Source organism: Tahibacter harae, from assembly GCF_024437735.1.
Lineage (GTDB): Bacteria > Pseudomonadota > Gammaproteobacteria > Xanthomonadales > Rhodanobacteraceae > Tahibacter > Tahibacter harae.
In genome coordinates, this window is record NZ_JANFQO010000012.1 from 76,959 (window position 1) to 101,343 (window position 24,385).

Below are 24,385 nucleotides of genomic sequence, written 5' to 3' on the forward strand. Positions count from 1 at the left end.
GCCTGGTGGGTTCCGGCAGCGGCCGCTCAGCGCGGCGGGGACAGTTCGGCGAAGCCGGGCGCCAGCACGTCCGCGTAGGCCTGCCAGCGTCCCGCGGGCAGGCCGATGGGCAAGCCGCCCAAGCCCACCTGGGGCGCGCCGGGCAGCAGGGCTTCGCGGCCCAGCAGGGCGGCCAGGGCGGCGCCGGCCGGCCCGGCCGGATCGGCCAGCACCGCGTCGGCGTCGACGCGCAGCACCTTCAATCCTTCCACATTTTCACAGCGTGCCATGTGCGTGCGGGCCGATTCCAGCCAACGCGCCGCGGCCAGCACGTCGAGCAGGGCGAAACCGCCGAGCCAGCCGTAGGCCAGCCAGTTCAGCAGCAGATCGCGCGGATCGCGCTCGACGATGACCAGGGTGGCGCCCGGGAAGGCCTGGCGCAGCAGCGGCAGGAAGCGCGCATCCCAGCGTGCCAGCCAGTCCACGATGCGCGCGCCGGGCGCACTGCCCAGGCGTTCGACCTCGCTGGCCCATTGCGCGCGCGCGGCGGCGGCGGTGGCTTCGTCCACGCCTTCGGTCCAGCGCGCGAAATCGGGTTCGCTCAGCGCATCGCGGCGCTGCGGGGCGAACGGGCGGTCGCGCAGCAGGCTCACCTCAGGCTGCTGGTGCAGCAGGGCGGCGACGCGCTCGACCATGCTGCCGGGCAGGCCCAGCAGGAAAATCGGCGCGTCCGCCTGGGCCGCCGGCGCAGGCGCGGCCAGGGCCTGTTCCAGCGCCTCGGGCAGCGGGGCCTGTTCGTGGATCAGGGCCGGCAGGGCCGACTGGGATTCCAGCCAGGCCGGCACCGCGGTCCGCACGTCGTTGCGGCGGTCGGCCAGCACGCCGTAGAGGTGCGCCGCCTGCATCACGCTGAACGGCGACAGCTGCAGCGCGCGCAGGGATTCGAGCAGGGCCAGCGCGTCGGCGTCGCGGTTTTCGCGCAGCGCGGCGCGGGCGCGCAGCAGGATCAGCTCGGCATCCTCGGGCAGGGCTGCGGCGACGCGGCCGGCCAGGGCCTGGGCGCCGGCATAGTCGCCGGCGCGCTCGTGCAGCAGGGCCATGCGGCCCAGCGGGATCGGGTCGTCCGGCCGGCGCCGGGCGATGCCCTGCCAGGTGCGCAGTGCGCCGGCCTCATCGCCGACGTGGGAAAGCAGATCGGCCAGGGCCGCCTCGATGGCGACCACGTCCGGATTGCGCGCCACGAATTCCGCGTACAGCTGCAGCGCCTCTTCCGGCTTGCCGACGGTGACCAGGCAGCCGCCGAGCAGGCGCACGGCGCGGGCGTGGTCGCGGTCCAGCGCCAGGCCGGCGCGGTAGTGATCCACCGCCGCGTCGAACCGCTGCTGCTGGCGCGCCACATCGCCCAGGCCGAGATGGCCGATGAGCTGATGGCCGGGCGCCTCGGTCAGCACGGCGAACAGGGCCTGGGCGTCCTCCAGCTTGCCGCTTTCCAGCAGCAGCTGCGCCAGCAGGTAGCGCGCGCCGTGCAGTTCCGGCTGCAGCGCCAGCGCGTTGCGCGCGGCCTGCTCGCCGAAGGCGCGATTGTCGTTGAGCACCAGGGCACGCGCCAGGGCGTACTGCATGGCACCGTCCTTGGGCGCCAGTTCCACTGCGCGGCTGAGGTAAGGCAGGGATTTCTGCACCTCGCCGCGGTCCAGCAGCAGCCGGCCCAGGCCGGAGATCGCGTGCGGATCGTGTTCGTTGCTGCGCAGCGCGGTGCGGAACAGGGATTCGGCCTTGGCCAGGTCGTTCTGCAGCAGGGCGATGCGGGCGAGCAGGGTATGCGCGCCGGGCTGGTTGGGATTGCGCTGGATCACGTTCTCGATCAGTGCGCGCGCGCCGACCAGGTCCTGCTCCAGGAAATACAGGCCCGCCAGCTCCAGCGCCACGTCGCCGCGTTCCGGCGCCAGACCGCGCGCCTTGTCCAGCAGGCGGCGCGCCTCGCCCAGGTCCTGGCGCTGGCGGCGCAACACGCCCAGCATGTGCAGCGCGTCGACGTTGTCCGGGTTTTCCGCGAGCAGGGCGCGGTAGCCGGATTCGGCCTCGTCGAGGCGGCCTTGGGAATGGAGGCGGACAAGTTCTTGCAGCATGGAATTCACGACTTGGCTAGGGGCGGATTACCCGCGAGCCGGCCATTATGCCGCAGGCTGCCGCGGGGCGCGGCGCCCGGTCCTGGCGCCACACTGCTAGCATTCGGCCCCTATGTCCAGCACCCACCATGACCTCGTCACCCTGCTCCGCGCCGCCACGCCCCTGCTCGTGATCGAATCGCCGGAGGAAGAGCGCGTAATCGACAGTTTCCGTCACGCCATCGGCGAGGTTCTGCTGCCACTGCACCGCTGGAGCATCACCGAAGGTCTGCGCCGGCTGGATATGGACGTGGACAGCGAGGGCGACGGCGTCGATTCGCTGGCCCCGGACGCCTCCTATACCCTGCAGTACATGCGCCAGCAGAGCCGGCGCGGCATCTACCTGCTGCTGGATTTCAACCCCTACCTGCGCTACCCGATGACCCTGCGCCTGCTGCGCGAGATCGTGCAGCGCCAGGGCGGCTGCGCGCCGCATACGGTGGTGCTGGTCGCGCCCAAGCTGGAAATTCCCGAGGAACTGCAGCCGTATACCACCCGGGTCGCGCTCAGCCTGCCCGATGCCAAGGCCATCGCCGACCTGCTGCGCGCGGAAGCCTTCGCCTATTCGCGCGAGACGGGCAAGCGCGTGGAAGTGGACGCGGATGCTGCGCGCACCATGGTGCGCAACCTGATCGGGCTGGGCCTGAGCGACGCGCGCCAGATCGTGCGCCAGCTGATCTGGCGCGACGGCGCACTGGGGCCGGACGACCTGCCCGAGCTGGCCAAGGCCAAGTTCGCCCTGCTCAACCGCGACGGCCTGCTGCATTTCGAATACCACACCGCGCAGTTCGCCGACGTGGCCGGCCTGAACCGGCTCAAGACCTGGGTGACGCAGCGCCGCGGCGCCTTCCTCGGCGCCAAGACCGCGGTGCCGCTGGATCCGCCCAAGGGCGTGCTGCTGCTGGGCGTGCAGGGCTGCGGCAAGAGCCTCGCCGCCAAGGCCATCGCCGGCGGCTTCGGCGTGCCGCTGGCGCGGCTGGATTTCGGCTCGCTGTACAACAAGTTCCACGGCGAGACCGAACGCAACCTGCGCGCCGCGCTGAAGAACGCCGAACTGCTCGCGCCCTGCGTGCTGTGGATAGACGAGATCGAGAAAGGCCTGGCCGCCGGCACCTCCGACGACGGCGTATCGCGCCGCGTGCTGGGCTATCTGCTGACCTGGATGGCCGAGCGCAAGGCGAACGTGTTCCTGGTCGCCACCGCCAACCAGGTGCACGAGCTGCCGGCGGAGCTGCTGCGCAAGGGCCGCTTCGACGAGATCTTCTTCGTCGACCTGCCCGATGCGGCCGTCCGCACCGAGATCTTCCGCATCCACCTGCACAAGCGCGGCCTGGACAAGCAGGGCTGCGACCCGGCGGTGCTGGCCGCTGCAGCCGCCGGCTTTTCCGGCGCCGAGATCGAACAGGCGGTGGTTGCCTCGCTGTACACCGCCGCGGCGGCGCAGCGCGGACTGATCCAGCAGGACGTGCTGGAGGAGATCCGCCGCACCCGGCCGCTGTCGGTGCTGATGGCCGAGCAGGTGGAGGATCTGCGCAACTGGGCGCGCGAGCGCACGGTCGCGGCGGACTGAAGACGCGCCGCAGCGGCGTGCAGGCGCCGCGCGCCGGCTCAGGCGGCCAGCCGGCCCAGCCGTTCGGCGATGTAGTCTTCGGTCCAGCTGCGCAGGCTGAAATCGCGGATGAAGCCGCAGTGGCCGCCGGTGGGCGCGATTTCCAGCTCGGTGCTGTCGGAAAGCTTCAGGTCGTGGAAGCTGCTGACCGGAATGATGGGATCGTCCGAGGCGGTCAGTATCGTGGTTGGCACGGCCAGGTCGGCGAGGCGGTCGCCGGCGATGGAATAGCCGTCGAGATAGGCGTCCAGGGTGCCGAAATCGGTATGCCGCGCGACCATGGTCGCGGTCAGCTTGCGCATGGACTGGGCCAGCTCCTGTGCGCTGAAACGCGCGGACTCGGGAAACATGCGCTGCTTGCGGCGCAGCGAATCGCGCCATTTGTGCATAAAATAGGCGTGATAGAACCAGGGCGCGCGTTCGATCGCCTCCAGTATCGCCGGCGGATGCACCGCCGGGCACACTGCCAGCGCATAGCTCAGTTCCAGTCCCGCCGCCGGCGCGCGCAGCGCCACGCGCAGCGCGAAATTGCCGCCCAGGGAGAAACCGACCAGGGCCAGCGGCCGCTGCGCGAAGCGGCGCTGCACTTCCAGCAGCGCACCGACCACTTCGTCCAGACGGCAAGAATGGAACATTTCCGCATTCAGATGATGCGTATCGCCGTGATCGCGGAAATTCAGCCGGAATACGTCCCAGCCTTCGGCCAGCAGGCGCGCGCTGGTATGCAGCAGGTAGCTGGACTGGGCGCTGCCTTCCCAGCCGTGCAGCAGCACGATCAGGCCGCGCGGCTGCGGCCGCAGGTTCTGTGCGGAATGGAAGCCCTGCAGGCGCACGCCGTGGCCGCAGTCCAGGATGTATTCGACCGAAGCCTGCTCCACCGCGCGGCTGCGTTCGCGCAGCAGCCAGCGGCGGATGCTGCTGGAAGCCAGCACCGACTGCACATGCGCATTGCGCAGCAGGCGGTGGGGACGGAAATCGGTGGCGCGCATCGGCAGCTGCTTCATGTCCACGAGGGTTCAGTCGTCCGCGGCGGCCGCGGCGCTGCTGCGTTCGTTGGCCTCCGGCAGGCCCAGGGCCTGGCAGATGGCGGCGCGGGCGCTTTCGGCCAGGCGCCGGCGGCCGTCGGCCGCGACGGGTATCGGTGTACAGAAATGCACTTCCGCATCCATACCCGGACCGCCGAGCACGCGCAGGAAGTTGCCGAAGAAGCTTTCGCCCGGCGCGAACGCCACGGCCGGATCCTGGCGCCCGTCGCTGCCGTAGCGCAGCGCCACCGGCTGCACCGGCACGCCGGCCTCGACCGCGACCTGGAAGATGCGCGCATGGAAGGTGCGCACGCGGTCGCCGGCGCCGGTGCCGCCTTCGGGAAACACGCCCACCGGCAGGCCCTGGCGCAGGCGCTCCACCACCACGGCCATGACCGCGGCCAGGGAATGGCCGCTGCCGCGCTGGTGGTAGATGGTGCCGGCGCGGCTGGCCAGCCAGCCGACCAGCGGCCAGCGGCTGATCTCGGCCTTGGCGACGAAGCACATGAAAGCCTGGCTGTGCAGCAGTTCAATATCCAGCCAGGACAGGTGATTGGCGACGAACAGGGTGGCGCCGGGCTGCGGCTGGCCGAAGCGGCGCAGGCGGAAGCCGAAGCAGCGCACCAGCCAGCGCGACCACCACGATGTCATCCAGTGATCCAGGCGCTGGCCGCCGATGCGCAGGCGCGCGCCCAGCGGATTGATCACCAGCAGGGCCAGCGGCAACGCGATGAGGATATGCACCAGCAGCAGCGGGGTACGCCACAGGTAGCGCAGTGGACGCAGGCGGTCGGGACGGGCGGCGGTCACGGCGGTATCGGCTGTAGCGTTCATCGGTGCAAGGGTAGCGAAGCGGAACAGCCAGCGCCAATGAACAACGCGCCGGAGCCGGCGTTTCAAAACATCGCCTGTCGGATTTTGTGTGTCCGGCCCCGTTCCGGCACCCTCCGGCGCGGCCGGCCGGCGTGACAATTTTGTGTCCGCGGCCGGTTCAGTGTTCTTCCAGGCGCAGGCGCGCCTCGATGAGATCGTTCACGTGCTGTTCCCACCAGCGCGCCTCGCCGACGAAGGGGAAGCCCTGCGGAAAGGCCGGATCGTGCCAGCGCTGGGCGATCCAGCCGGCCCAGTGCACCTGGCGCAGCACGCGCAGCGGTTCCACCAGGGCGAGTTCGGCGTAATCAAAATCGCGCATTTCGGTATAGCCCTGCAGCAGCAGTTCCAGCGCGCGCGGATCCGGCGCCAGCATCCACAGGTCCTGTACCGCCGGGCCCTGGCGCGCATCGTCCAGGTCGACGAAATGCGGTCCCTGGTCGGTCCACAGCACATTGCCCGGGTGGCAGTCGCCGTGCAGGCGCAGGTGGCGTGCGCCGGCCTGGTCCAAGCATTCGCGCAGCGGCGGCGCCAGCGCCCCGACCGCGGCGCGGTAGCGCGCCTGCAGCGCCGCCGGCAGCAGCGGCGACGCGGCCACGGCCGCGGCCGGCGCGTGCAGAAAGGTGGCGATGTCGATGCTGCCGCGCGCCCGGAACGGCTGGCGCGCACCAACCGTGTGCAGGCGCGCGATCAGGCGGCCGGTCCATTCCAGATGCTCGGCCGATTCCAGCTGCGGCGCGCGGCCGCCGCGGCGCGGATACAGCGCGAAGCGATGGCCGTCGACATGGTGCAGGCTGACGCCGTCCAGCAGCAGCGGCGCGACCACCGGCAGCTCTGCCGCAGCCAGCTCGGCGGCGAAGGCGTGTTCCTCGGCGATGGCCGCATCCGACCAGCGCCCGGGCCGGTAGAACTTGGCGACGACCGGTGCGGCCTCCTCCAGACCGACCTGGTAGACCCGGTTTTCGTAGCTGTTGAGCGCGAGCAGGCGCCCGTCGGTGACCAGGCCCACGGCTTCGACCGCAGCGAGCACGCGCTCCGGCGTCAGGTCGGCATAGGGCGCGGGCGTGCTCATCGGCGCCGCGGCACCACGGCCATGGTCAGGCGCGAGATGCAGCAAAGTTCATCTTTGTCCGTGACGATGCGGATTTCCCATACCTGGGTGGTGCGGCCGACATGGATGGGCCGGGCCGTGCCGGTGACCTGGCCGGCGCTGACCGCGCGCAAATGGTTGGCGTTGATGTCCAGACCGACCGCGACTTCCTGCTGCGGATCCAGGCACAGGTTGGCGGCCAGGCTGCCCAGGGTCTCGGCCAGCAGCACCGAGGCGCCGCCGTGCAGCAGGCCGAAGGGCTGGCGCGTGCGTTCGTCCACCGGCATGGTGCCGCGCACGTAGTCCGCGCCGATCTCGGTGACGACGATGCCGAGCGCCTGGGCCGCGGTGCGTTCGCTCCAGCGGTTGACGGCATCCACATCGGAGGATTGTTTCCACAGGCTCATGGGCGGCTCGCGCGGATGGGGAAGACGATTAGAGCGGTTAGTCCGCCGCGCCGGAAGTGCGGGGTTCGCCAGAGGCCGCTCCGCACATGCGACAATCCGGCGTCAATTCCAGCGGAACGCCGTGTGAGCCATACCGTCACCCTGCAGTCCAGCGGCAAGCATTTTGCCGTGCAGCCCGGCGAAAGCGTGCTCGAAGCCGCCCGGCGCGCCGGCCTGGCCCTGCCCTATTCCTGCCTGGCCGGGGTCTGCGGCAGTTGCAAGGCCGTACTGGTCGAGGGCGAAGTAGCCTATCCGCGCAATCCGCCGGCGGCGTTGAACGCGAGCGAGCAGGCGCGGCACCAGATCCTGCTGTGCCAGGCCGCGCCCTGCAGCGACCTGACCCTGCGCGCGCGCGAAGTGGCCTCGGTGGCCGACCTGCCGCGGCGGGTGCTCACGCTCACGGTCGCGCGCAGGCAGCTGCTGGCGCCCGACGTGATGCAGCTGGTGTTGCAGCCGCCGCCCGGCGAACGCCTGAACCGGCTGGCCGGCCAGTACCTGGACATATTGCTGCCCGACGGCAAGCGGCGCGCCTTTTCCATCGCCAATGCGCCGGAAGGCGACACCGCGATCGAACTGCACATACGCCACGTCGCTGGCGGCGGCTTCACCGGCTATGTGTTCGATACCCTGCAAGTCGGCGCGGTGCTGCAGGTGGAGGGACCGCTGGGGACCTTCGTGCCGCGGGAGGATTCCGAGCGGCCCATGCTGTTCGTCGCCGGCGGCACCGGCTTCGCTCCGGTCAAGGCGCTGATCGAACACTTCCTGCACCTGGGCACGCGCCGTTCCATGCAGCTGTATTGGGGCGCCCGGCGCGCCGAGGATCTGTACCAGGCCGCTCTGCCGCAGGCCTGGCAGCGCCAGCTGGCGAACTTCCGCTACGTGCCGGTGGTCTCCGATCCCGAATTCAGCGACGGGTTGCGCTGCGCGCTCGTACATGAGGCAGTGATCGAGGATCACCCGGACCTGTCGGGCTTCGATGTCTACATGGGCGGTCCGCCGGCCATGGTCGATGCGGGCCGGCGCAGCTTCGTCGCGGCGGGCCTGGACGAGGACCGCCTGTACTACGACAGTTTCGACTACGCGCCAGACGTACTGGCGGAAATCTTGCGCAACCGTGCCGGGATCCATGGCTTATGAAGCGACTCGCCCTGCTCTGCCTGCTCCTGCTGCTGGCCGCACCCGCCTACGCCCTGCGCTGCGGCAGCCGCGTGGTCAACGACGGCGACCGCGACTTCGCCGTGCGCGAGCGCTGCGGCGCGCCGTTCTATGTCGAGCAGTTCTCCAGCATCGATGTGCGCGGCGCGGACGGTCCGTATGAAACCCAGGTGGAGGACCTCTACGACGCCTGGTACTACAACTTCGGCCCGCGCCGCCTGATGGTGCGCCTGGTTTTCCGCAACGGCGAGCTGCAGAACGAGGAAACCCTGGGCTACGGCGTCAACGCCATCGGCGACAGCTGCAATGTCGACGCCCTGCCCGCCGGCACCAGCGCCGGCGAGATCGTCGCCTACTGCGGCGAGCCGGCCACGCGACGTACCCAGCGCGAGGCGGTCGTACGCCGCGATGGCCGCGGCAACGAGCAGTACCGGCCGGTTAGGCGCGAGGAGTGGACCTACGACCTGGGCGCCAACCAGCTGCTGCGCATACTCACGCTGCACAACGGGCGGCTGCAGAGCGTGGACGTGGAAGGGCGCTGAGGCTCCGGCGCGAACATTCGCCGCACCGGCAGCGGCAATACTGTGATGATGATTGCCGCGCCGTTGCAGCGACCGCCCTTCCACGGCGGCCGCGCCGGGCGGCCGGCAAGCCCGGAAATCCAGCCATGACCGAAACGCCCGCACGCACCCTCCAGACCCATGCCGGCGCCTGCCACTGCGGCGCGGTCCGCTTCGAGATCCGCACGGATTTCCCCGAGCTGACCACCTGCGACTGCTCCATCTGCCGCAGGAAGAACGCGCTGATGGTAAAAGTGCACGAAAGCGATTTCCGCCTGCTCGCCGGCGCGGACTTCCTCAGCGAATACCAGTTCCACACCCGCACCGCCACGCATTATTTCTGCCGCGTCTGCGGCATCTATCCGTTCCACCGCAAACGGGTGACGCCCGATTATTTCGGCATCAACGTGTATTGCCTGCAGGACTTTTCGCCGCAGGGCATTCCGGTGCGGCAGACCGTCGGCGCGGACATGCCTTGAAGAAGTTCCGGGCGCGGATCCGCGGCGAGGCTGCCGCATCCGGCCGCTTGGCGCCGCAATCCCGCCGGAGACTTGCTGCGCAGACAGCGGGCAGCCCTGGATTCAAGCGCTGCACAGACCCGCTCGACATTCCGGCCCGCTCAGGGACTCCCGGCAACGCAGCGGGCGCGCAGGCCCGCCGGTTCAGCGCGACAGATCGGGCAGGCGCGGCACGCCGTGCTCGGAGCGTTCCTCGAAGGCCAGCGCCTTGGTATCCAGGCCCAGGCGCGGCGCCTGGTCGGGCAGCGGCTGGCTGGCTTCGGCGCGGGCCAGGCGCAGCGCGTTGCGGTAGCACTGCTCGGCATTGGCATGGTTGCCTTCGCCGGCGTAGCCGTCGGCCAGGGTTTCCCAGGTCGCGGCGTCCTCGCGCAGGGCCAGGGCGCGCTCCAGGTATTCGCGCGCCTTGCCCCAGAGGCTGCCGGCGACGCAGAGCCGGCCCAGGGCGGTGAGCAGGGCGGCGTTGTTCGGATGCTGCTTGAGCCAGCCCTCGGCCTGGCGCAGGCGGGCGCCGGTGTCGGCACCGGCCAGGCCGGCATAGGCCAGGGCCAGCTGGTCGGACCAGTCCTTGCGCTGGTAGGCCTCGATCTCGCTCATGCCCGGCAGGGGCTGGCCCAGTTCGGCCATGCGTGTGGCATAGGCGGCCAGGGCAACCGGCACGCGGCGCTGGGCGCGGGTCAGCGCCGCCCATTGCGCGTTCAGCCCGTCGGCGCTGCGCGCGGCGGCCAGGGCGGCGGCCAGCACGCGGGCTTCCAGCGCGGCAAACGTGGCCGGCGCCAGCGCCTGGCTGCGCGCCAGCGGCGCCAGCGCGCTCATGGCGGCCTCGGCTTCGCCGGTGGCCAGGGCGGCTTCGATGTATTCCACCCAGGCCGACGGCGCCAGGCTGGCGGTGCGGGCCTCGGCGGCGAGCAGGCGGTAGGCCTCGGCATGTTCGCCGCGCTCGCGCTTGAGCCGGGCGCGCAGGGCCAGGGCGGCGGCCGGGGCGGTCTCGGCGGCCTCGTCCAGGGCGGCGTCGGCGCGGGCGCTCTCGCCCAGGGCCAGGGCGGCGCGGGCGGTGGCCAGCATGGCCGGCGCGCGCAGTTCGCGGTATTGGGTGGCGCGGGCGAGTTCCTTTTCCGCGCGCAGGTAGCGGCCCTCGGTCAGGGCGACCAGGCCGTTGGCCAGGCGCTCGCGGCTCTTCTTGCGCGCGCGGCGGAACCACAGCCGCAGCGGCCAGCGCCCCAGGCGCCAGAGCACGCCGATCAGCGCCCACAGCAGCACCAGCGCGACGAAGGCGACCACGGCGGTGGTTTCGTAGCGCGTATCGCCCAGGCGCACCAGCACGTAGCCCGGATCGCTGGCCAGCCAGTGGTAGCCCACCGCGGCGGCCAGCATCAGGGCCACCAGCAACAGTCCCGCCAGCCAGTACCTCATGACTGCTCTGTCCCCACGGCCGGCCGCGGCGCCGACTGCAGGCCCTGGGCCGCACGCAGGTTGCGCAATTCTTTCAGCGTGGCGCCCAGCACCGGCTCGGCCGCCGGCGCCGGATTCTGCGCCTCGACCCGGGCCAGCGTGGCCAGCGCCGCGATCACGGCCGGATCGTCCGCGGCAAAGCCGTCCTGCAGCTGCTTGCGCGCCCGCGCCAGCGCGGCGCGCAGGGCGGCTTCATTGCGTTCCAGCAGGGCAAGCTCGGCCGCACGCAGTTCCAGACCGACGAAGCTGCGCAGCAGGGTCGGATCGTTGACCGCGCCGTCGGCGCCGCTGCGGCTGATGCGCACGAACTGGCCCAGGGCGCGCCACAGGCGCGAATCCGGATCGGCACGGTTGCCGGCCAGGGCCGCGGCCGGCGGCAGCTCGGCCACCTGGGCGCGCAGTGCGGCAAGCTCGGCCAGGGCCGCGCCGGCGGCAGGCTGGTTCAGCTGCTCCAGGCTGCGCAGTTCCACCGCCAGGGTTTCGCGCGCGGTGGCGTAGAGCGGATCCTGCAGCGCGGCCAGGGCCTCGTCGGCGATGCGGTAGGCGCGCGCGGCCGCGGCGGCGTCATGGAACAGCTCGTAGCGCTGCTGCGCCAGCAGCAGCACCATCTCGGCCTCGTTCAGCAGCAGTGCGTCGTGGCCGGACAGGCGCTTGTCGGCGAGGTTGGCGATGGCGTCCTCAAGCACGCGGGCGCGCTCGGAAACGCCCAGCACTTCCTCGCGCAGGGATTTGTTGATGGTTTCGGCATCGCCCAGGCGCTGGCGCAGCAGATCGCGTTCGCGCCGGTCGAGGTCTATGGCGCGGCGCAGGCCGTCGATATCGGTGCGGGCCAGGGCCAGTTCGGTGGCGATGCCGCTGCTGGCGCTGCCTTCGCGTGCGGCCTGCCACCAGGCCAGACCGCCTACGGCCAGTGCAGCGACGCCGACGACGAGGCCGGCGGCCGCCAGGGTCCGGCGCGGCGCCGGCGCGGGGGAACGGGACGGCGTCACGGCCTCGGGCGCGGGTGACGACGCCGGCTGAGCGGAATCGGGCGTATCCATGTCCATGTGCCAATCCTACCGAAGAACCGGGTCGAGGATCAGAACGACCAAGGTCGGCGCAGGGAAAGTTATGTGTCGGCGCTCACAGCCGGTGGCAGGCGAGCGCGGCTTCGGCGGCCTGGACCAGATCGGCCGACAGCGCGGATTTGGCCACATGTACACGAGTGAACCCGTGCTCGCGCGCGAGCGCGGCCAGGCGTTCGCTGCTGAGCACGAAGTCGGCCTCGCGCAGGGCCAGCACCAGCCCGGGCGGCAGCAGCGTGGCCAGATGGGCCAGGGCCTGGGCGCTGGAAATCAGCACGATCAGCGGCCGCGGCGCGGTTTCCAGGCGGGCGTAATGCAGCCGGTTCCAGCGCGGCGCGGCGCGCTGGTAGACCTCCACCGGCACTACCCGCGCGCCGCGCCGGCGCAGGCCGGCGGCGAGCAGATCGCGCCCGCCGGCCGCCGCGACCAGGCCCCAGCGCTGGCCGCGCACGCCGCGCAGGGCGGCTTCGGCCAGCAGGCCTTCGCTGTCCTGGCTGCCGCGCGGCACGATCACCTCGCGCGCACCGCGGGCGCGCAGCGCGCGGGCCGTGGCCGCGCCCACCGCGGCCAGGCGCAGGCGCGCCGGCAGACGCAGCGCCGGCAGTAATTTCCAGGCGAATTTCACCGCCGCCGGGCTGACGAAGACCAGGCCGTCGCCCTGCAGCGCCGTGCGCAGGGCCGCGCGCGCGGCGGCGGGATCGGGCGCGGAACGCAGGCTCAGGCCCGGCAAGGTCACGGTATCGGCGCCCAGCCGCTGCAGCCGCAGCAACAGGCCGGCGGCGGTACCGGCCGGCCGCGTCACGATCACGCCGGCGCCGGCCAGGGGCAGCGCCAGGCGCGCCGCCACACGCTGCGGAACGGTCTGGGTTGCAAGCTCAGTCTTGTTACGTTCACCGACCCGTGGCACCGTGCGCGCCCTGTCCGTCCTGCCCTTCGTAGTACCCATGACCTTAGCCCTGATCCATGCGCTGGAGCGCGAAATCCTCACCGACATCCCGCTGGCCCAGGCCATGCAGCTGCGCCTGACGGACTATCACGGCGACCGCCTTGCGCTGTGCGCGCCGCTGGCACCGAACATCAACGACAAAGGCTGCGCCTTCGGCGGCAGTTTGGCCAGTTTGCTGACGCTTTCCTGCTGGGCCCTGGTGGTGCTGCGCCTGCGCGCGGCCGGCGAGGATTGCGATGTCTACGTGCAGGATTCGCAGCTGCGCTACCTGGCCCCGGTCTGGGGCGGCATACGCGCCGAATCCCGCCTGGCCGAGGGCGAAAGCTGGGACGGCTTTTTCGACCTGCTCGCCGCCCGCGGCAAGAGCCGCGCCCGCCTGGTCGCCAGCGTCTGCGACGAATCCGGCAAGCCGGCGACGACGCTGGAAGCGCGTTTCGTCGCGCTGCGCCGCGAGGCCAAGTCCAGCGCTGCCTGAACCGCAGACCTGCGCCCCGGCTGATTCCCGGCCGGGCTTGCGGCACAATCGGCGCCGATTGCGCCTACGGAGCTTCCCCATGCGTCGCTGGCTGTGGCTGCCCCTGCTGCTGTTGGTCCTGTTCGCCGGCACCGCCGAAGCGCGCAGCCGTAAAGACAAGGCCATGGACCAGATCCTGCTCGACTACGGCGCCACGCTGCGCTGGGGCGGCTTCGAGCAGGCCATCTCCTTCATCGACCCCGAAGTGCGCGCGGCCAGGCCGATACCGACCATCGACATGAACCGCTACCGCCAGGTCCGGGTCAGCTACTACCGCCAGCAGTCGCCGGTGGAAGTCAGCAAGACCGAGATCCAGGTGCTGGCCGAAATCGGCATCATCAATGAGCACAGCCAGGCCGAGCGCGTGGTGTACGACCGCCAGACCTGGCGCTGGGACGAAAAGGCCAAGCGCTGGTGGCTGGTCAGCGGACTGCCTTCGATCACCGCCAAGAACTGAGGCCGCCGCGGCCCGGAAGCCGCCGCAGCCGGGACAGTTTGATGACCGTCCGGCCATTCCGGCCTATGCGCCGGCGCCGCCGTCGCGGATAATCCCCGATCCTCCGCGTATTTCCACCGCCCCATGTCCGAGTTCCTGCATCGCCTGCCCGAGTTCCTGGGCAACCATCCTTTCCTGGCCATGGCGTTCTTCGGCGTGCTGCTCGCGCTGATCGCGAACGAATCCACGCGCTGGTTCCGCGGCTACAAGGAACTGACCCCGGCCGAGCTGACCCGCCTGATCAACGGCGAGAACGCGCTGGTGGTCGACGTTTCCTCCGCCTCGGACTACGAGAAGGGCCACGTGCCCACGGCGCGCAACGTGGCCATGTCCCAGTTCGATCCGGAACACAAGGACCTGGCCAAGGTGAAGGACAAGCCCGTGGCCGTGATCTGCCGCAGCGGACAGACTTCCGCCGGCGCCGCCGCCCGCCTGGCCAAGGCGGGTTTCACCCGCGTCTACACCCTCGCCGGCGGCACGGCCGCGTGGCAGGCGGCGGATCTGCCGCTGCACAAGGGCAGGCGCTAGCGATTCCTCAAGGAGCGAGATGAAGAATGAATAGCTGCCACAGCCTTTCATCGTCCGTTTTCCGGCCCCGTTTTTCCCGCCGCGCCTGAGCCGCGGCCTGCGGTAGGTTTCTGAAGGACGGGCGCGAGCCCGTCATCCGGCAGGACGGCGCCAGCGAACGCGCGCGCCGTCGCGGGAACACGTCGCCATGGCGACCATTTCCCCGCGATCCAACGCCGGATCGCCCCGGCATGCCGTCTGCGACGGCGCGCCGGCCGCAGCCGCCATTCGGGAACGGCGCCGGGAAACGCCCGGCGGCGACGCAGCGCGTCGTCGCCCCCGTTTCTGACGCAGGTCCCACATGATTTTTCCGCATGTACGCGCCTACCTGGGCAGGCTTTGCGCCGCCTGGTCGCTGGGCGTGGCCGGCAGCATCGCCGGCCAGCTGTACCCCTTTGCCACCGCGCTCGCGATCAACGGCGTGCTGGAGAAGAACTATGCCGCGGTCGGCTGGCTGGTCGCCTGCCATGCCGCGGCCCTGGTGCTGGAAGTCAGCGCCAAGATGTACGACACGCGCGTGTTCACCCGGCTGTATGCGGCCATGGCCGGCGCCTTCGTGCTGCGCGCGCACGAGGCCGGGGTGGATCCGTCCATCATCGCCGCGCGCACCTCGCTGTCGCGGGAATACGTCACCTTCCTCGAACGCGACGTGCCGGCCCTGCTGTACGCGCTGATCGGCCTGAGCGTGTCGCTGAGCGCGCTGTTCTGGCTGGAGCCCGCGGTAGGCGCCGCCTGCCTGGTGCTGGTGCTGCCGCTGGCGCTGATCAACCAGTGGCTGGCGCGGCGTTCGCTGGTGCTCAACCGCGGCCTCAACGACCGGCTCGAACGCGAGGTCGCGATCCTGCGCGGCGGCCGTCCGGCGGCCGTGCGGCGGCATTTCCGCGCCCTCAGCGGCTGGCGCGTGCGCCTGTCGGATACCGAGGCCAGGGCCTTCGGCGCCATGGAGATCACCGTGATCGTGCTGTTCGTGGTTGCGCTGATGCGCCTGGCCGAAGCCGGCGCGGCCCGCGCCGGCGACGTGTACGCGATCTTCGCCTACGTCTGGCGCTACGTGATGGCGCTGGACCAGGTGCCGCAACTGGTGCAGCAGGTGGCCAAGCTGCGCGACCTCAACCAGCGCATGGCACACAAGGCCGAATAAGCCGGCGGCGGCACGGCCGCCGCCGCGCCGTCACGGCCTGGCCGCGTAGGCCGAGCACCAGCCCTTGCTACTGACGGTCTTGCCGGGAAACAGCTGGCAGCTGCCGCCGGCGCCTTCGGCCTTGAAGAAGTTGCAGCTGGCACAGGTCTGGTTGGCCGCGTGCCTGGGGAACTTGGCCGCGTCGACCTGTGCGGCGTCGGCCTTGTAGCCCAGAGCCTGGGCGGTGGGATCGGTTTCCGCGAGCGGCTCCTGGGCAGGCGCTCGGCCGGCCGCAAGCAGGCCGCCGCCGCCGAACAGGCCGAGGATCAGCAGCGCGCGGCGGCGCGCATCGGTCGCACCGTCGGTATGTCGGGTTTTCATCGCCATCTCTCCACCAAGGAATTGCGCTCAGCGCGGCGTGGCGGCCAGCCACTCGGCCAGGGCGCGGATAGCGGCATCGTCCAGGTTGTGGGCGACGCCGCGCATGATCTGGGCATTGCTGGTGTCGGCGATCCTGCCGTCGCGGTAGTGGCCCAGGCGCGCGATCAGATAGTCGCTGTGCTGCGCCGCCAGCGCCGGGTAGTAGTCGTAGCGCGGCGCCGTGCCGGCCAGCGGATGGCCGCCGGCGACGGCGCCGTGACAGCCCTGGCAGGGCGGAATGCCGCGCGCGCTGTCGCCTTCGCGGAACAGGCGCGCGCCTTCGCCGCTGCCCGCGGCCGTCGCCGGCGCTGCCGGCGTGCGCGGGCGCGAGGCGAAGTACGCGGCGATATTGCGCAGATCGGCGTCGCTGAGATCCTTGACCTGCGCCGTCATCGGCGAAGCCGGATCGGCCCGGCGCTGGAAGCCGGCGAGGCTCTGGTACAGATAGGCCGCACGCTGGCCGGCCAGCGCCGGGAACGCCGGCACCACCGAATTGCCTTCCGGGCCGTGGCAGGCCACGCAGACCGCCACCTTGGCCGCGCCCGCCGCCGCATCGCCTTCGATGCGGCCGGCCCGGCGCAGGTCCGGCGGGCCGGCCGTCGCCAGTGCCGCCGCACACAGCAGGCCCAGTGCAGTGATCCGTTTCATCCCGGCTCTCCCGTGATCGCCGCCGGCCTGCGGCCTGCGCAGGCCGGCGCGCACTCAGTCGACATCGAAGGATTGCAGCGTGACCGGCACCGGATTCACCGTGATGAGGCCGGACATGCTCTGCCCATGCACTTCGCACAGATATGGCACCGAGCCCTGGGTCGGGAACAGCACGGTCTGCTGCCAGGTGCCGCCGCCGCCGTCGCCCTCGGGGCCGTTGCCGCAGCCGCCGGGGCCGCAGCGGAAGCTGGTCACCGCACCGGGCGCGGACATGGCGTTGTGGAAACCGGCGACCTGGCGGAAGGTGACCGTGTCGCCGACCTTGATCGTCAGCGTCGACGGCGAGAAGTTGTTGCCGCCCTGGCCGATCACGACCTCGAAATTTTCCGCCGTGGCCGCGAACGGCAGCAGCAACAGCAGCGGGACGGCGTTGCGCAGGGTGTTCAGTCGGATCATTTCTCTCTCCTTGCGATGTTGTGGACGTGCTTCTCGTGCTGCCTGAGGCCGTTGCCGGCGAAACGCGCGCAGCCCCTGCGCCGCGCGCCTACAACCTGATGTCGAGCAGCAGTCCGATCAGGTTGGCGGTATAGCTCTGCGGTCCCGCGTCGGTGTACACGCGGTGGTCGATCACGCTGCCGGCTTGCAGTCCCTGGTAGTGCCAGTCCTGCAGGCGGCCGCGTTCGTAGTAGTCGAACAGGCGCAGCGAATGGCGCGGCGTCAGCGCCAGGCTGAAGCCGAGCGTAAGGCTGTCGACGCGGTAGCGCAGCGGCGAGAACGCGCCCTGCAGCGCAGCCGCGCCGTCTTCAAAATAGGCCAGCGCCAGCGGCGAGTTGAAGCGGAAGCTGGTGATGCCGCGCGAATCAATCAGGTTCCAGGCCGCGTCCAGCTTCACCCGGCCCAGGCGCTGCACCAGATTGGCGCCGGCGCTGCGGTTGCGCTGCTTGTCGTAGGCCCACCAGCGCGCGGTGTCGGGAAAGGTCTCGCCGCCGAGCCGGGGATCCGGGCCGAACACTTCCTCGTTCACATTGGCCATGACCAGGCGCGAACGGTCGTAGCCGAAATAGGCGCCGGCCTGCGTATCCGGCCCGGGCTGCCAGTCCCATTGCAGGCTGATGCCGCCGGTGTCATAGGCCTGGCGGCCGATCTGCGCGGCGTAGTTGTTGAAATCGCCGCGCAGATTTGCACTCAGCGTCATGTCCTCGCGCAGCGCGTAGCTGGCGATCAGGTCGACCTTGTGCTCGCGCCGGTCGCTGAGATCGTATTTGCGCATGGCCTCGACCACCGGCGCAGGCAGGCCGCCGAAGGGCGCGACGAAACCGGGCAGGCTGGAGGAATAGGCCGGCGCGTACAGGCGGTAGTCGTAGGCGTCGCCGCCGCGCTGCAGCCAGGTGTAGCTGGCGCGCAGGGTCAGCCGCTCCCAGGCGCGGTTGCTCCAGGCGATCTTGAGGCTGTCGTCGTCGATGCGGCGGCGTTCGCGGTTGCTGGGCTCGTCGCGGGTGAAGGTATACGTCGCGCCCAGGCTGTTGCGTTCGGACAGGCGCCAGTCGGCGCCGAGGTGGGCGGCGATTTCCTGCTGGTCCAGCGGGATGCTGCGCACGCGGGTCAGGATGGAGCGCGCCGCAAACGGGTTCCAGATGCCGGTCTGGCCGCCGAGGATGCTGCCCGGCGCGGCGTTCTCGGCGATGTAGCCGTAGTCGCCGGTCAGCGGGTTGTAGGCAAGGTAGGTGTTGCGATAGTCCTCGCGGTTGAAGCGCAGGCCGCCGCGCAGGTGCAGGCGCTGCAGCGGCTGCAGCGTGAAGCGGCTGTCCAGCAGCAGCGTGTCGATCTGCAGGTCCGCGCTGCGCCGCGACAGCGCGGCCGGCGTGTTCCAGTCGGCGCAGGCATACAGGAAACGGTTGGCCGGGCCGGGCTGGCCGCTGCCGTCCTGGTCGATGCCGAACAGGCCCTGGCAGTTCACCGGCGCGATCAGGTCGTCGTCCTGGCGCAGGCGTCCGGCCGCGGCGCTGAGCGAGAACTCGCCATCGAGCGGCAGGCGCCGGGTCAGGCTGGCGCGCAGGTTGTGATAGTCGTTGTCCGGCTCGGTGGCGAACTGGCCGCGCTCCACCGGCGGCGCGCTTGCGCCGGGCTGGGACGGCGCGATGCGGAAGGGATTGTCGAAATCGAAGCGGGTGTAACGGTCGCGGTAGAACGAGCCGTCATAGCCGAAATCCAGCCGCCAGGCGCTGCCGGCGTAGCGCAGGCCCAGGTTCATGTTGATGGTGCTGTCGGCGACCGGGCGCGGCGTCTCCAGCACGCCGGCATTCTGCGCAAAAACGAAATTGTAGAAAAACGCGCCGCCGAACGGCCGCGCGCCGCGGCGCCGGTCCTCGCTGAGGCGGGCATAGCCGCTCCACTGCGGCGTCAGGTACAGATCCAGGCCCAGGCCGGTCTTGCTGCGCACCACCTCCAGGCTGCGCCGCGGCGCGGCCGCGGCGGCCGCGGCCACTTCGGCGCTGCTGCTGCGCCCGGGTTGCAGGCCGCCGATCAGGCGCAGATCGTTGCCGCCGACGCCGCTCCAGATGCTGCGCGCATCGCCGGAGACCACGTTGGGCAGCTCGCGCAGGAAGGCTTCGACCTTATAGCTGCCGGCGCGGCCGAAAGCAGCCTGGAAGAACGCATCGTCATCGCTGATGCGGCTGGCGCGGATGTCGGCGTAGCTGCCGTCCTCTGGCCGGCGCAGGGCGATTTCCAGCAGGCCCAGGATCAGGCCGCTGTCCCATTTCACGTAGCGGTTCCAGTGGCCGTTGGCGTCGTCGCCGAAGGTGATGAGATAGCCCAGCTGCACGCGGCCGGCATATTCCCATTCGCCAATCGGCTGCATTTGCGGCGACTCGGCCGGGCAGACGTACAGATGGCCGCCGGGCGAACGCCGCAGATCCGGCCGCAGCCAGCTCATGCCGCGTGCATCGGTAGTTGCGCTGGCCGCGCCGGCGCTGGGATCGAGCTTGTTGCCGCGCCAGCTGTCCACGCCCACGCCGCTGTCGGCCTGCGCCGCGGGCAGGGCCAGCAGCAGCGCCAGAGTCAGCGGCGCGCGAACTGGTATGCATGTCCTGGGCATCGCGCTGGCCTCCCTATTCGTGGAACTTGGGCCCGGACGGCGCGTTCGAGCCGTGGATCTGGGCGTGGCAGGTGAGGCAGGCGCGGCCCATCAGGCGCTCGTCCGGATGCGCGCCACCGGCCAGCGAGGCCGGCGTCTGCAAGTCGTTGGGGTGGCCCAGCTGGCTGTGGCACTGCTGGCACAGGAACGGCACCGGCGCCGACAAAAGCGCGTGCTGGTTGGACCCGTGCGGCGTGTGACAGTTGAGGCAGCTGTCGCGCACCGGCGCGTGCTCGAACAGGAAGGGGCCGCGCTTCTCGGCGTGGCACTGGTAGCAGGTCTCGTTGACGGTCGCGGTCTTGAGCAGGGGCTGGGTCAGCGAGCCGTGCGGGTTGTGGCAGTCCACGCAGCTCATCTGGCCCTCGGCCAGGGGCATGTGCGAGCGGCGGTTGAACTGCTGGCGCACGTCGTTGTGGCACTGGGCGCAGGTGTCGTTGATCGAGCGGCGTGCGAGCAGGCCTTCGCCGGAGAACTTCGCCATCGGGTTGTGGCAGTCGCTGCAGGACAGCTCGTTGCGCTGGTGGATGGAACCGGCCCAGTGGTCGCGCGCGCCGCCGGCGTGGCAGCTGAGACAGGTCTTCACCTGCTGCGCGACCGGCGTGGCCGAGGTGCGCGTGAAACCGAGGATGAGTCCGGGCGCGGCCGGCTGCTGCGCATGCGCCGAGCCGGGGCCATGACAGGTTTCGCAGACCGGGATGCGCGCATCGGCCTTGGCCGCGGCAAACAGTCCCAGCGCGTGCAAGGTGTGCGTGAAGTGCTCGCTTTCCAGCTGGTGGCAGGAAACGCACATCTTCTCGCCCACCGGCGCGGCCGCGGGCGCCAGCGGATTGTCGGCGACGCGGGCAGTGGCGAAGCCGGGCGCGGCCAGAAAGCGCCGTCCGGCTTGCGCGGCATCGCCGCCGGACAGATCCGACGCCGGCAGCTCCCGCGCCAGTTCCTCGCGCGTCTGTGCGGCCAGAGCCGGCAGCGCGGCCAGGATCAGGAAAATCAGCGACAGCAACCCGCTCGCCCGCCTCGCGGCGGACGTGTGTGGTGCGCTGGGCATGGTCAATGCTCCGCTGGTGGCGTCCGGTTTTGGCAATGGCCGCGGTCGCGCCCGAGGGCGGCGACCGCGGCGCAGACATTGATGCTCGTGCCGGCCGCAGCCTGGCTGCGGCTGAGCAAGGTATACAGTTCCGCGGAATCGCGTTTTGGTTCCAGCGCCAGCAACAGCGCCAGCGCCGCGCTGACCTGGGCCGTGGCCAGCGAACTGCCCGAGGCGTAGTCGAAGCGGCCGCCCGGTTCCAGGGTCAGGATGTCGCGGCCGGGCGCGCGCAGCACCGGCGCATCCGGCGCCGGATCTTCGCTGGACGCCACCGCGATCACGCCGGGCACGCCCAGCGGAAAACCGCCGAGATCGCGGCTGGGCGGCACCGCGCCGACAACGACGGTGCCGCGCGCGATGGCGTGGCTGAGCAGTTCCTGCAGCAGCGGATCGGCCGGCCCGCCCAGGCTCAGATTGATGATGCGCGCATCCGAAGACAGCGCCGCGGTCAGGGCCAGGGCCAGCGTGAAGGAATTGCAGCGCGCGCCGGCCGCGGCGCCGGGCAGCGACCAGCAGGCGCGATAGGCCAGCAGCTGCGCCGCCGGCGCGATGCCGACGATGCCGAGATTGTTGTTCGCCACCGCCGAGATCACGCCGGCCACCTCGGTGCCGTGACGCTCGGCCGGCATGGCCGCGCCGCCGACGAAATCGCGCTGCTCCAGGATGCGGCCGGCGAGTTCGGGATGGTCCGCATCCAGGCCGGTGTCGATCAGGGCGATGCGCACGCCGTCGCCGCGGCTGGAGCGCTGCGCCCCCGCAGCGGCGATGGCGGAGAAATTGTGCTGCAGCTGCAAATAAGGATCGTTGTATACCTTTTCGTCAGGCGCAGCCGGCGCGCTGAAGGTCTCGAACTCCTGCAGCGGCTGGGCGATGCGCACGCGCCTGTCCTGCTGCAGGCGCTGCAGCAGCTGGTCGCGGTCGGTATCCGCGGGGACGGCATAGACCATGCAGCGCAGGCGCAGCGGTTCGATCACCCAGGCCGACAGTTCGCGCAGGCCGTAGTCGCCGGACAGGCGCTGCGCCAGCGCCACGGCGCGCTCGCCGCCGGCATAGTCGGGCAGGCCGCCGTAGCCGCGCGGCGTGGCGCCGGCGCCCAGCTGTGGATCGGGCTTGTTGGCCACGGCCACGACGATCATGCGCGCGGCGTCCTGGCCCGCGGACCAGTCCGGTGCCGGCGGCGCAGGCGCGGCCGCGACGCTGGCGGCCCAGCCCAGCAACAGGCACAGGCCGGCATGCCGCAGGCGGCTCAGCGCGGCGGAAAGACAGCGCTCAGGGCGCACGGCCGGCATCGCCCACGGGTTCGGCCAGCAGCACGCCAGGCTGGGCACGCAGGCGCAGCAGGGCCGCATTGATGAATTCGGCATTGGCGGTCTGCGCCGCATCGACGCTCGCCAGGCCGAAGATGCTGTTGTCGGTATTGGCCTCGACGATGTGCAGGCCGGTCTCGCCCAGCAGCTGGCGCAGGGTGGCCAGAGTCATGTCCGGCGCGGCGACCAGACGGATCGCGGCCGCGGCGCGGCCGGGGGCGGTGCTGCTCAGGGTGCGGTAGCCGGCCTCGGCCGGCGCGGCGCTGCCGTTGCCGGAGCGGTGCAGCAGCGCGGCGCCGAGCAAGCCCAGCCCTACGGCCTGTACCACGACGGCGGCGGCCAGCCAGGCGTTGGCGCGGTGGCGGCGGCGCGGCACCGTCTCGACCGGCGCCAGTTCGCCCTGCAATTCCAGGCGTGCGAACAGCTGCGCCAGCGCCGGCTGCGGATCGGACGTGACCGCGGGCCGGGCCAGCATCGCGGCGTGGAACTGCTGCTGCAGCGCGAATTCCTCGCGGCAGTCGGCGCAGGTGCGCAGATGCGCTTCCACGCGCTCGCGCTGCGCCGCGGTGGCCGTGCCGTTGACCACCCAGGGAATCAGCTCCCAGGTCTGGCAATGGGCGTTGGGTTCCTGGTTCATGGCTTCAATTCCGTACCGAAGATGAGTTCGCGGCCGGCGCGGGCTCGCCGCCCAGGCCCGGCAGCGAATTGCGCAGGCGCAGGCGGGCATGGAACATGCGCGCCTTCACCGTACCGCTGGCGCAGTTCATGATCGCGGCGATCTCCTCGCAGGACTGCCCCAGGTAGTAGGCCAGCTCCAGGGTCATGCGCTGCTCCGGCGAGAGCAGGTCCAGGCCGCGGCGCACCCAGTCGCTGAGTTCGCGCTGCTCGCTCTCGCCGCTTTCCTGTCCGGCCAGTTCGGCCAGGCCAGCCTCGTCCTGCTGTTCGGCCGCCGGCGGGTTCTGCCGCAGCGCCTTGAGCATGCAGCGGTAGGCGATGCCGACGATCCAGGTGGCGACCTTGGACTCGCCGCGGAACTCCGCCGCCTTGCGCCATACCACCCAGAAGGTGTCGTTGATGATCTCGTCGACGAGGTCGCGCCGCGCCGTATGCCGTCCGATGAAACGGGCCAGCAGCGGATGCTGGCGCAGGTACAGCCGCTCGAAGGCGATGCGGTCGCCGCCCGCCACCGCCGTCAGCAGGCGGCGCTCGGCGGTGTCGGCGTCGGGTTCGCCGCCGTTGCGCGTCTCCAGCTCGTCGGTGATAGATTTCATCGGCTCCACATGGGTCACCTGTTGGACCGTGAGTGCCGCGCCGGCGGCGAAAGGTTGCGTCCCGCAGGAACCCCGGTGCCGCGCTGGCGTGAAGGCTGCCGCAAACCCCTGTTCCCCGTCAGTGTAAGGTCGCGTGAGAACCGAGAACCCAGGCAGATTCTGCGGCATGGCCTCACCCCGCTTCGACAGACTGCCGCACGCGGCCGCCGGCCTGCTGCTGGCCGCGGCCCTGCCCGCCGCGGCGCAGGACTGGGGCGGCGCGCTGGGTTTCGGCAGCGACAATGTGTACCGCGGCGTCAGCCAGACCTCCGGCCGGCCTTCCTGGCTGGCCGACGTGCACTACCGCTTCGACGAGAACTGGACCGCCGGCCTGGGCGCCAGCGCCGAGCGGCCGCAGTACCAGTCTTCCGGCGCCCAGTTCACCCTGTACCTGGACCGGCTCTGGCAGCTGGACGAGGACTGGTCGGCCAAGCTGGGCGTGATGCATTACGAGTCGCCGTGGAACGTCTGGCGCGACGAACTCAACTACAACGAACTCAACGCCGCCATAGGCTGGCGCGGCCGCTGGCGCCTGAGCCTGGCGCTGTCGCCGGACACGCCCGGCATCTTCAGCGCGAGCGGCGCCAAGGTGGGCTTCGTCGCCTCCGCCGAACTCAGCTACCAGCAGCCCGTCGCCGGCCGCCTGGCGGCAAACTTCGGCCTGGGCTATGCCAACCTCAAGCAGGTCGCCGACCTGGTCTACGGCTACGGCAGCGCCGGCCTGAGCTACGGCGCAGGCGATGTATACATTTATTCATCCGTACTCTGGTCCACGCCGGGCGCGCTGCGCTACAACACCGGCGCGCAGGACCGCACGCGCTGGGTCACCACGCTGGTCTGGAGCTTCTGAGGCGGCGCGCAGCGCAGCGGCCGACGCGCGATCCGCGCCTGGCGACAACCATTC

At 70.9% G+C, this 24,385-nt stretch carries 25 protein-coding genes; 9 read left to right on the forward strand and 16 right to left on the reverse strand.

Annotated features, from left to right (window positions below; all coding sequences use genetic code 11):
* Positions 1–26: 26 nt before the first annotated feature.
* A complete protein-coding gene (locus NM961_RS13845) occupies positions 27–2,108 on the reverse strand; it encodes a tetratricopeptide repeat protein (protein WP_255914990.1) in 2,082 nt (693 codons plus the stop codon).
* A gap of 112 nt (positions 2,109–2,220) precedes the next feature.
* Between NM961_RS13845 and NM961_RS13850 the strand changes: the two genes are divergently transcribed.
* Complete coding sequence (locus NM961_RS13850) at positions 2,221–3,717, forward strand: AAA family ATPase (RefSeq protein WP_255914991.1); 1,497 nt, start codon at positions 2,221–2,223, stop codon at positions 3,715–3,717.
* 38 nt (positions 3,718–3,755) lie between these two features.
* On the opposite strand, the gene NM961_RS13855 is transcribed toward NM961_RS13850, so the two are convergent.
* From NM961_RS13855 to NM961_RS13870, 4 genes are all read right to left on the reverse strand, one after another.
* Complete coding sequence (locus tag NM961_RS13855; protein WP_255914992.1) at positions 3,756–4,760, reverse strand: YheT family hydrolase; 1,005 nt, start codon at positions 4,758–4,760, stop codon at positions 3,756–3,758.
* Positions 4,761–4,772: 12 nt separating this feature from the next.
* On the reverse strand, positions 4,773–5,615 hold the full coding sequence (locus tag NM961_RS13860) for a lysophospholipid acyltransferase family protein (RefSeq protein ID WP_255914993.1): 843 nt from the start codon (positions 5,613–5,615) through the stop codon (positions 4,773–4,775).
* Positions 5,616–5,772: 157 nt separating this feature from the next.
* Positions 5,773–6,723 carry a serine/threonine protein kinase gene (locus NM961_RS13865; protein WP_255914994.1) on the reverse strand — a complete coding sequence of 317 codons (951 nt, stop codon included), beginning with the start codon at positions 6,721–6,723 and terminating at the stop codon, positions 5,773–5,775.
* Positions 6,720–7,148, reverse strand: coding sequence for a hotdog fold thioesterase (locus NM961_RS13870; RefSeq protein WP_255914995.1), 429 nt, complete (start codon positions 7,146–7,148; stop codon positions 6,720–6,722). Before NM961_RS13870 ends, NM961_RS13865 begins: the two co-directional genes overlap by 4 nt.
* Before the next feature lie 123 nt (positions 7,149–7,271).
* Here NM961_RS13870 and NM961_RS13875 point away from each other — a divergent pair, with 123 nt between their 5' ends.
* The 3 genes from NM961_RS13875 to NM961_RS13885 all read left to right on the forward strand — a co-directional run bounded on the left by NM961_RS13875 (position 7,272) and on the right by NM961_RS13885 (position 9,381).
* Positions 7,272–8,324 (forward strand): CDP-6-deoxy-delta-3,4-glucoseen reductase, encoded by a 1,053-nt coding sequence (locus NM961_RS13875; protein ID WP_255914996.1) that lies wholly within the window; start codon positions 7,272–7,274, stop codon positions 8,322–8,324.
* Positions 8,321–8,884, forward strand: coding sequence for a DUF2845 domain-containing protein (locus NM961_RS13880; protein WP_255914997.1), 564 nt, complete (start codon positions 8,321–8,323; stop codon positions 8,882–8,884). The genes NM961_RS13875 and NM961_RS13880 overlap by 4 nt, the downstream gene beginning before the upstream one ends.
* Before the next feature lie 125 nt (positions 8,885–9,009).
* A complete protein-coding gene (locus NM961_RS13885; RefSeq protein ID WP_255914998.1) occupies positions 9,010–9,381 on the forward strand; it encodes a GFA family protein in 372 nt (123 codons plus the stop codon).
* A 183-nt stretch (positions 9,382–9,564) separates the two neighbouring features.
* Here NM961_RS13885 and NM961_RS13890 read toward each other — a convergent pair whose 3' ends face one another.
* The 3 genes from NM961_RS13890 to NM961_RS13900 form a co-directional block, all read right to left on the reverse strand.
* Complete coding sequence (locus NM961_RS13890; protein WP_255914999.1) at positions 9,565–10,830, reverse strand: heme biosynthesis HemY N-terminal domain-containing protein; 1,266 nt, start codon at positions 10,828–10,830, stop codon at positions 9,565–9,567.
* Positions 10,827–11,915, reverse strand: a complete 1,089-nt coding sequence (locus NM961_RS13895; RefSeq protein ID WP_255915000.1) for a uroporphyrinogen-III C-methyltransferase — start codon at positions 11,913–11,915, stop codon at positions 10,827–10,829. The genes NM961_RS13890 and NM961_RS13895 overlap by 4 nt, the downstream gene beginning before the upstream one ends.
* 76 nt (positions 11,916–11,991) lie before the next feature.
* Complete coding sequence (locus NM961_RS13900; RefSeq protein WP_255915001.1) at positions 11,992–12,879, reverse strand: uroporphyrinogen-III synthase; 888 nt, start codon at positions 12,877–12,879, stop codon at positions 11,992–11,994.
* On the opposite strand from NM961_RS13900, the gene NM961_RS13905 reads away from it, so the two are divergent.
* The 4 genes from NM961_RS13905 (at position 12,878) to NM961_RS13920 (ending at position 15,597) form a co-directional block, all read left to right on the forward strand.
* A complete protein-coding gene (locus tag NM961_RS13905) occupies positions 12,878–13,354 on the forward strand; it encodes a YiiD C-terminal domain-containing protein (RefSeq protein WP_255915002.1) in 477 nt (158 codons plus the stop codon). The genes NM961_RS13900 and NM961_RS13905 overlap by 2 nt on opposite strands.
* A 79-nt stretch (positions 13,355–13,433) precedes the next feature.
* Positions 13,434–13,850: a hypothetical protein gene (locus NM961_RS13910; RefSeq protein WP_255915003.1), complete on the forward strand. Its 417-nt coding sequence runs from the start codon at positions 13,434–13,436 to the stop codon at positions 13,848–13,850.
* A 123-nt stretch (positions 13,851–13,973) separates the two neighbouring features.
* Positions 13,974–14,417 carry a rhodanese-like domain-containing protein gene (locus NM961_RS13915; RefSeq protein WP_255915004.1) on the forward strand — a complete coding sequence of 148 codons (444 nt, stop codon included), beginning with the start codon at positions 13,974–13,976 and terminating at the stop codon, positions 14,415–14,417.
* 340 nt (positions 14,418–14,757) lie between these two features.
* Positions 14,758–15,597: an ABC transporter six-transmembrane domain-containing protein gene (locus tag NM961_RS13920; RefSeq protein ID WP_255915005.1), complete on the forward strand. Its 840-nt coding sequence runs from the start codon at positions 14,758–14,760 to the stop codon at positions 15,595–15,597.
* 30 nt (positions 15,598–15,627) lie between these two features.
* On the opposite strand, the gene NM961_RS13925 is transcribed toward NM961_RS13920, so the two are convergent.
* The 8 genes from NM961_RS13925 to NM961_RS13960 form a co-directional block, all read right to left on the reverse strand.
* Entirely contained in the window at positions 15,628–15,957 is a 330-nt protein-coding gene (locus NM961_RS13925; protein WP_255915006.1) for a high-potential iron-sulfur protein, read from the reverse strand.
* Between the two features lie 27 nt (positions 15,958–15,984).
* A complete protein-coding gene (locus NM961_RS13930) occupies positions 15,985–16,644 on the reverse strand; it encodes a c-type cytochrome (protein ID WP_255915007.1) in 660 nt (219 codons plus the stop codon).
* Between the two features lie 54 nt (positions 16,645–16,698).
* The gene (locus NM961_RS13935; RefSeq protein WP_255915008.1) at positions 16,699–17,100 is read right to left on the reverse strand and encodes a cupredoxin domain-containing protein; all 402 of its coding nucleotides are present in this window, start codon (positions 17,098–17,100) and stop codon (positions 16,699–16,701) included.
* 88 nt (positions 17,101–17,188) lie between these two features.
* Positions 17,189–19,741: an MtrB/PioB family outer membrane beta-barrel protein gene (locus tag NM961_RS13940; protein WP_255915009.1), complete on the reverse strand. Its 2,553-nt coding sequence runs from the start codon at positions 19,739–19,741 to the stop codon at positions 17,189–17,191.
* A 13-nt stretch (positions 19,742–19,754) separates the two neighbouring features.
* Positions 19,755–20,780, reverse strand: coding sequence for a DmsE family decaheme c-type cytochrome (locus NM961_RS13945; protein ID WP_255915010.1), 1,026 nt, complete (start codon positions 20,778–20,780; stop codon positions 19,755–19,757).
* A 47-nt stretch (positions 20,781–20,827) separates the two neighbouring features.
* Positions 20,828–22,144: a S8 family serine peptidase gene (locus NM961_RS13950; protein WP_255915011.1), complete on the reverse strand. Its 1,317-nt coding sequence runs from the start codon at positions 22,142–22,144 to the stop codon at positions 20,828–20,830.
* Entirely contained in the window at positions 22,134–22,808 is a 675-nt protein-coding gene (locus tag NM961_RS13955) for an anti-sigma factor (protein ID WP_255915012.1), read from the reverse strand. The genes NM961_RS13950 and NM961_RS13955 overlap by 11 nt, the downstream gene beginning before the upstream one ends.
* 4 nt (positions 22,809–22,812) lie before the next feature.
* Complete coding sequence (locus tag NM961_RS13960; RefSeq protein ID WP_255915013.1) at positions 22,813–23,442, reverse strand: RNA polymerase sigma factor; 630 nt, start codon at positions 23,440–23,442, stop codon at positions 22,813–22,815.
* 166 nt (positions 23,443–23,608) lie between these two features.
* On the opposite strand from NM961_RS13960, the gene NM961_RS13965 reads away from it, so the two are divergent.
* Positions 23,609–24,331 (forward strand): TorF family putative porin, encoded by a 723-nt coding sequence (locus tag NM961_RS13965; protein ID WP_255915014.1) that lies wholly within the window; start codon positions 23,609–23,611, stop codon positions 24,329–24,331.
* Positions 24,332–24,385 lie beyond the last annotated feature (54 nt).

Excerpts from the sequence above, each read along its gene's own strand:
- NM961_RS13845 (WP_255914990.1), bottom strand. The coding sequence starts at position 2,108 with ATGCTGCAAGAACTTGTCCGCCTCCATTCCCAAGGCCGCCTCGACGAG.
- NM961_RS13850 (WP_255914991.1), top strand. The coding sequence starts at position 2,221 with ATGTCCAGCACCCACCATGACCTCGTCACCCTGCTCCGCGCCGCCACG.
- NM961_RS13855 (WP_255914992.1), bottom strand. The coding sequence starts at position 4,760 with ATGAAGCAGCTGCCGATGCGCGCCACCGATTTCCGTCCCCACCGCCTG.
- NM961_RS13860 (WP_255914993.1), bottom strand. The coding sequence starts at position 5,615 with ATGAACGCTACAGCCGATACCGCCGTGACCGCCGCCCGTCCCGACCGC.
- NM961_RS13865 (WP_255914994.1), bottom strand. The coding sequence starts at position 6,723 with ATGAGCACGCCCGCGCCCTATGCCGACCTGACGCCGGAGCGCGTGCTC.
- NM961_RS13870 (WP_255914995.1), bottom strand. The coding sequence starts at position 7,148 with ATGAGCCTGTGGAAACAATCCTCCGATGTGGATGCCGTCAACCGCTGG.
- NM961_RS13880 (WP_255914997.1), top strand. The coding sequence starts at position 8,321 with ATGAAGCGACTCGCCCTGCTCTGCCTGCTCCTGCTGCTGGCCGCACCC.
- NM961_RS13885 (WP_255914998.1), top strand. The coding sequence starts at position 9,010 with ATGACCGAAACGCCCGCACGCACCCTCCAGACCCATGCCGGCGCCTGC.
- NM961_RS13890 (WP_255914999.1), bottom strand. The coding sequence starts at position 10,830 with ATGAGGTACTGGCTGGCGGGACTGTTGCTGGTGGCCCTGATGCTGGCC.
- NM961_RS13895 (WP_255915000.1), bottom strand. The coding sequence starts at position 11,915 with ATGGACATGGATACGCCCGATTCCGCTCAGCCGGCGTCGTCACCCGCG.
- NM961_RS13905 (WP_255915002.1), top strand. The coding sequence starts at position 12,878 with ATGACCTTAGCCCTGATCCATGCGCTGGAGCGCGAAATCCTCACCGAC.
- NM961_RS13900 (WP_255915001.1), bottom strand. The coding sequence starts at position 12,879 with ATGGGTACTACGAAGGGCAGGACGGACAGGGCGCGCACGGTGCCACGG.
- NM961_RS13910 (WP_255915003.1), top strand. The coding sequence starts at position 13,434 with ATGCGTCGCTGGCTGTGGCTGCCCCTGCTGCTGTTGGTCCTGTTCGCC.
- NM961_RS13915 (WP_255915004.1), top strand. The coding sequence starts at position 13,974 with ATGTCCGAGTTCCTGCATCGCCTGCCCGAGTTCCTGGGCAACCATCCT.
- NM961_RS13920 (WP_255915005.1), top strand. The coding sequence starts at position 14,758 with ATGATTTTTCCGCATGTACGCGCCTACCTGGGCAGGCTTTGCGCCGCC.
- NM961_RS13925 (WP_255915006.1), bottom strand. The coding sequence starts at position 15,957 with ATGAAAACCCGACATACCGACGGTGCGACCGATGCGCGCCGCCGCGCG.
- NM961_RS13930 (WP_255915007.1), bottom strand. The coding sequence starts at position 16,644 with ATGAAACGGATCACTGCACTGGGCCTGCTGTGTGCGGCGGCACTGGCG.
- NM961_RS13935 (WP_255915008.1), bottom strand. The coding sequence starts at position 17,100 with ATGATCCGACTGAACACCCTGCGCAACGCCGTCCCGCTGCTGTTGCTG.
- NM961_RS13940 (WP_255915009.1), bottom strand. The coding sequence starts at position 19,741 with ATGCCCAGGACATGCATACCAGTTCGCGCGCCGCTGACTCTGGCGCTG.
- NM961_RS13955 (WP_255915012.1), bottom strand. The coding sequence starts at position 22,808 with ATGAACCAGGAACCCAACGCCCATTGCCAGACCTGGGAGCTGATTCCC.
- NM961_RS13960 (WP_255915013.1), bottom strand. The coding sequence starts at position 23,442 with ATGAAATCTATCACCGACGAGCTGGAGACGCGCAACGGCGGCGAACCC.
- NM961_RS13965 (WP_255915014.1), top strand. The coding sequence starts at position 23,609 with ATGGCCTCACCCCGCTTCGACAGACTGCCGCACGCGGCCGCCGGCCTG.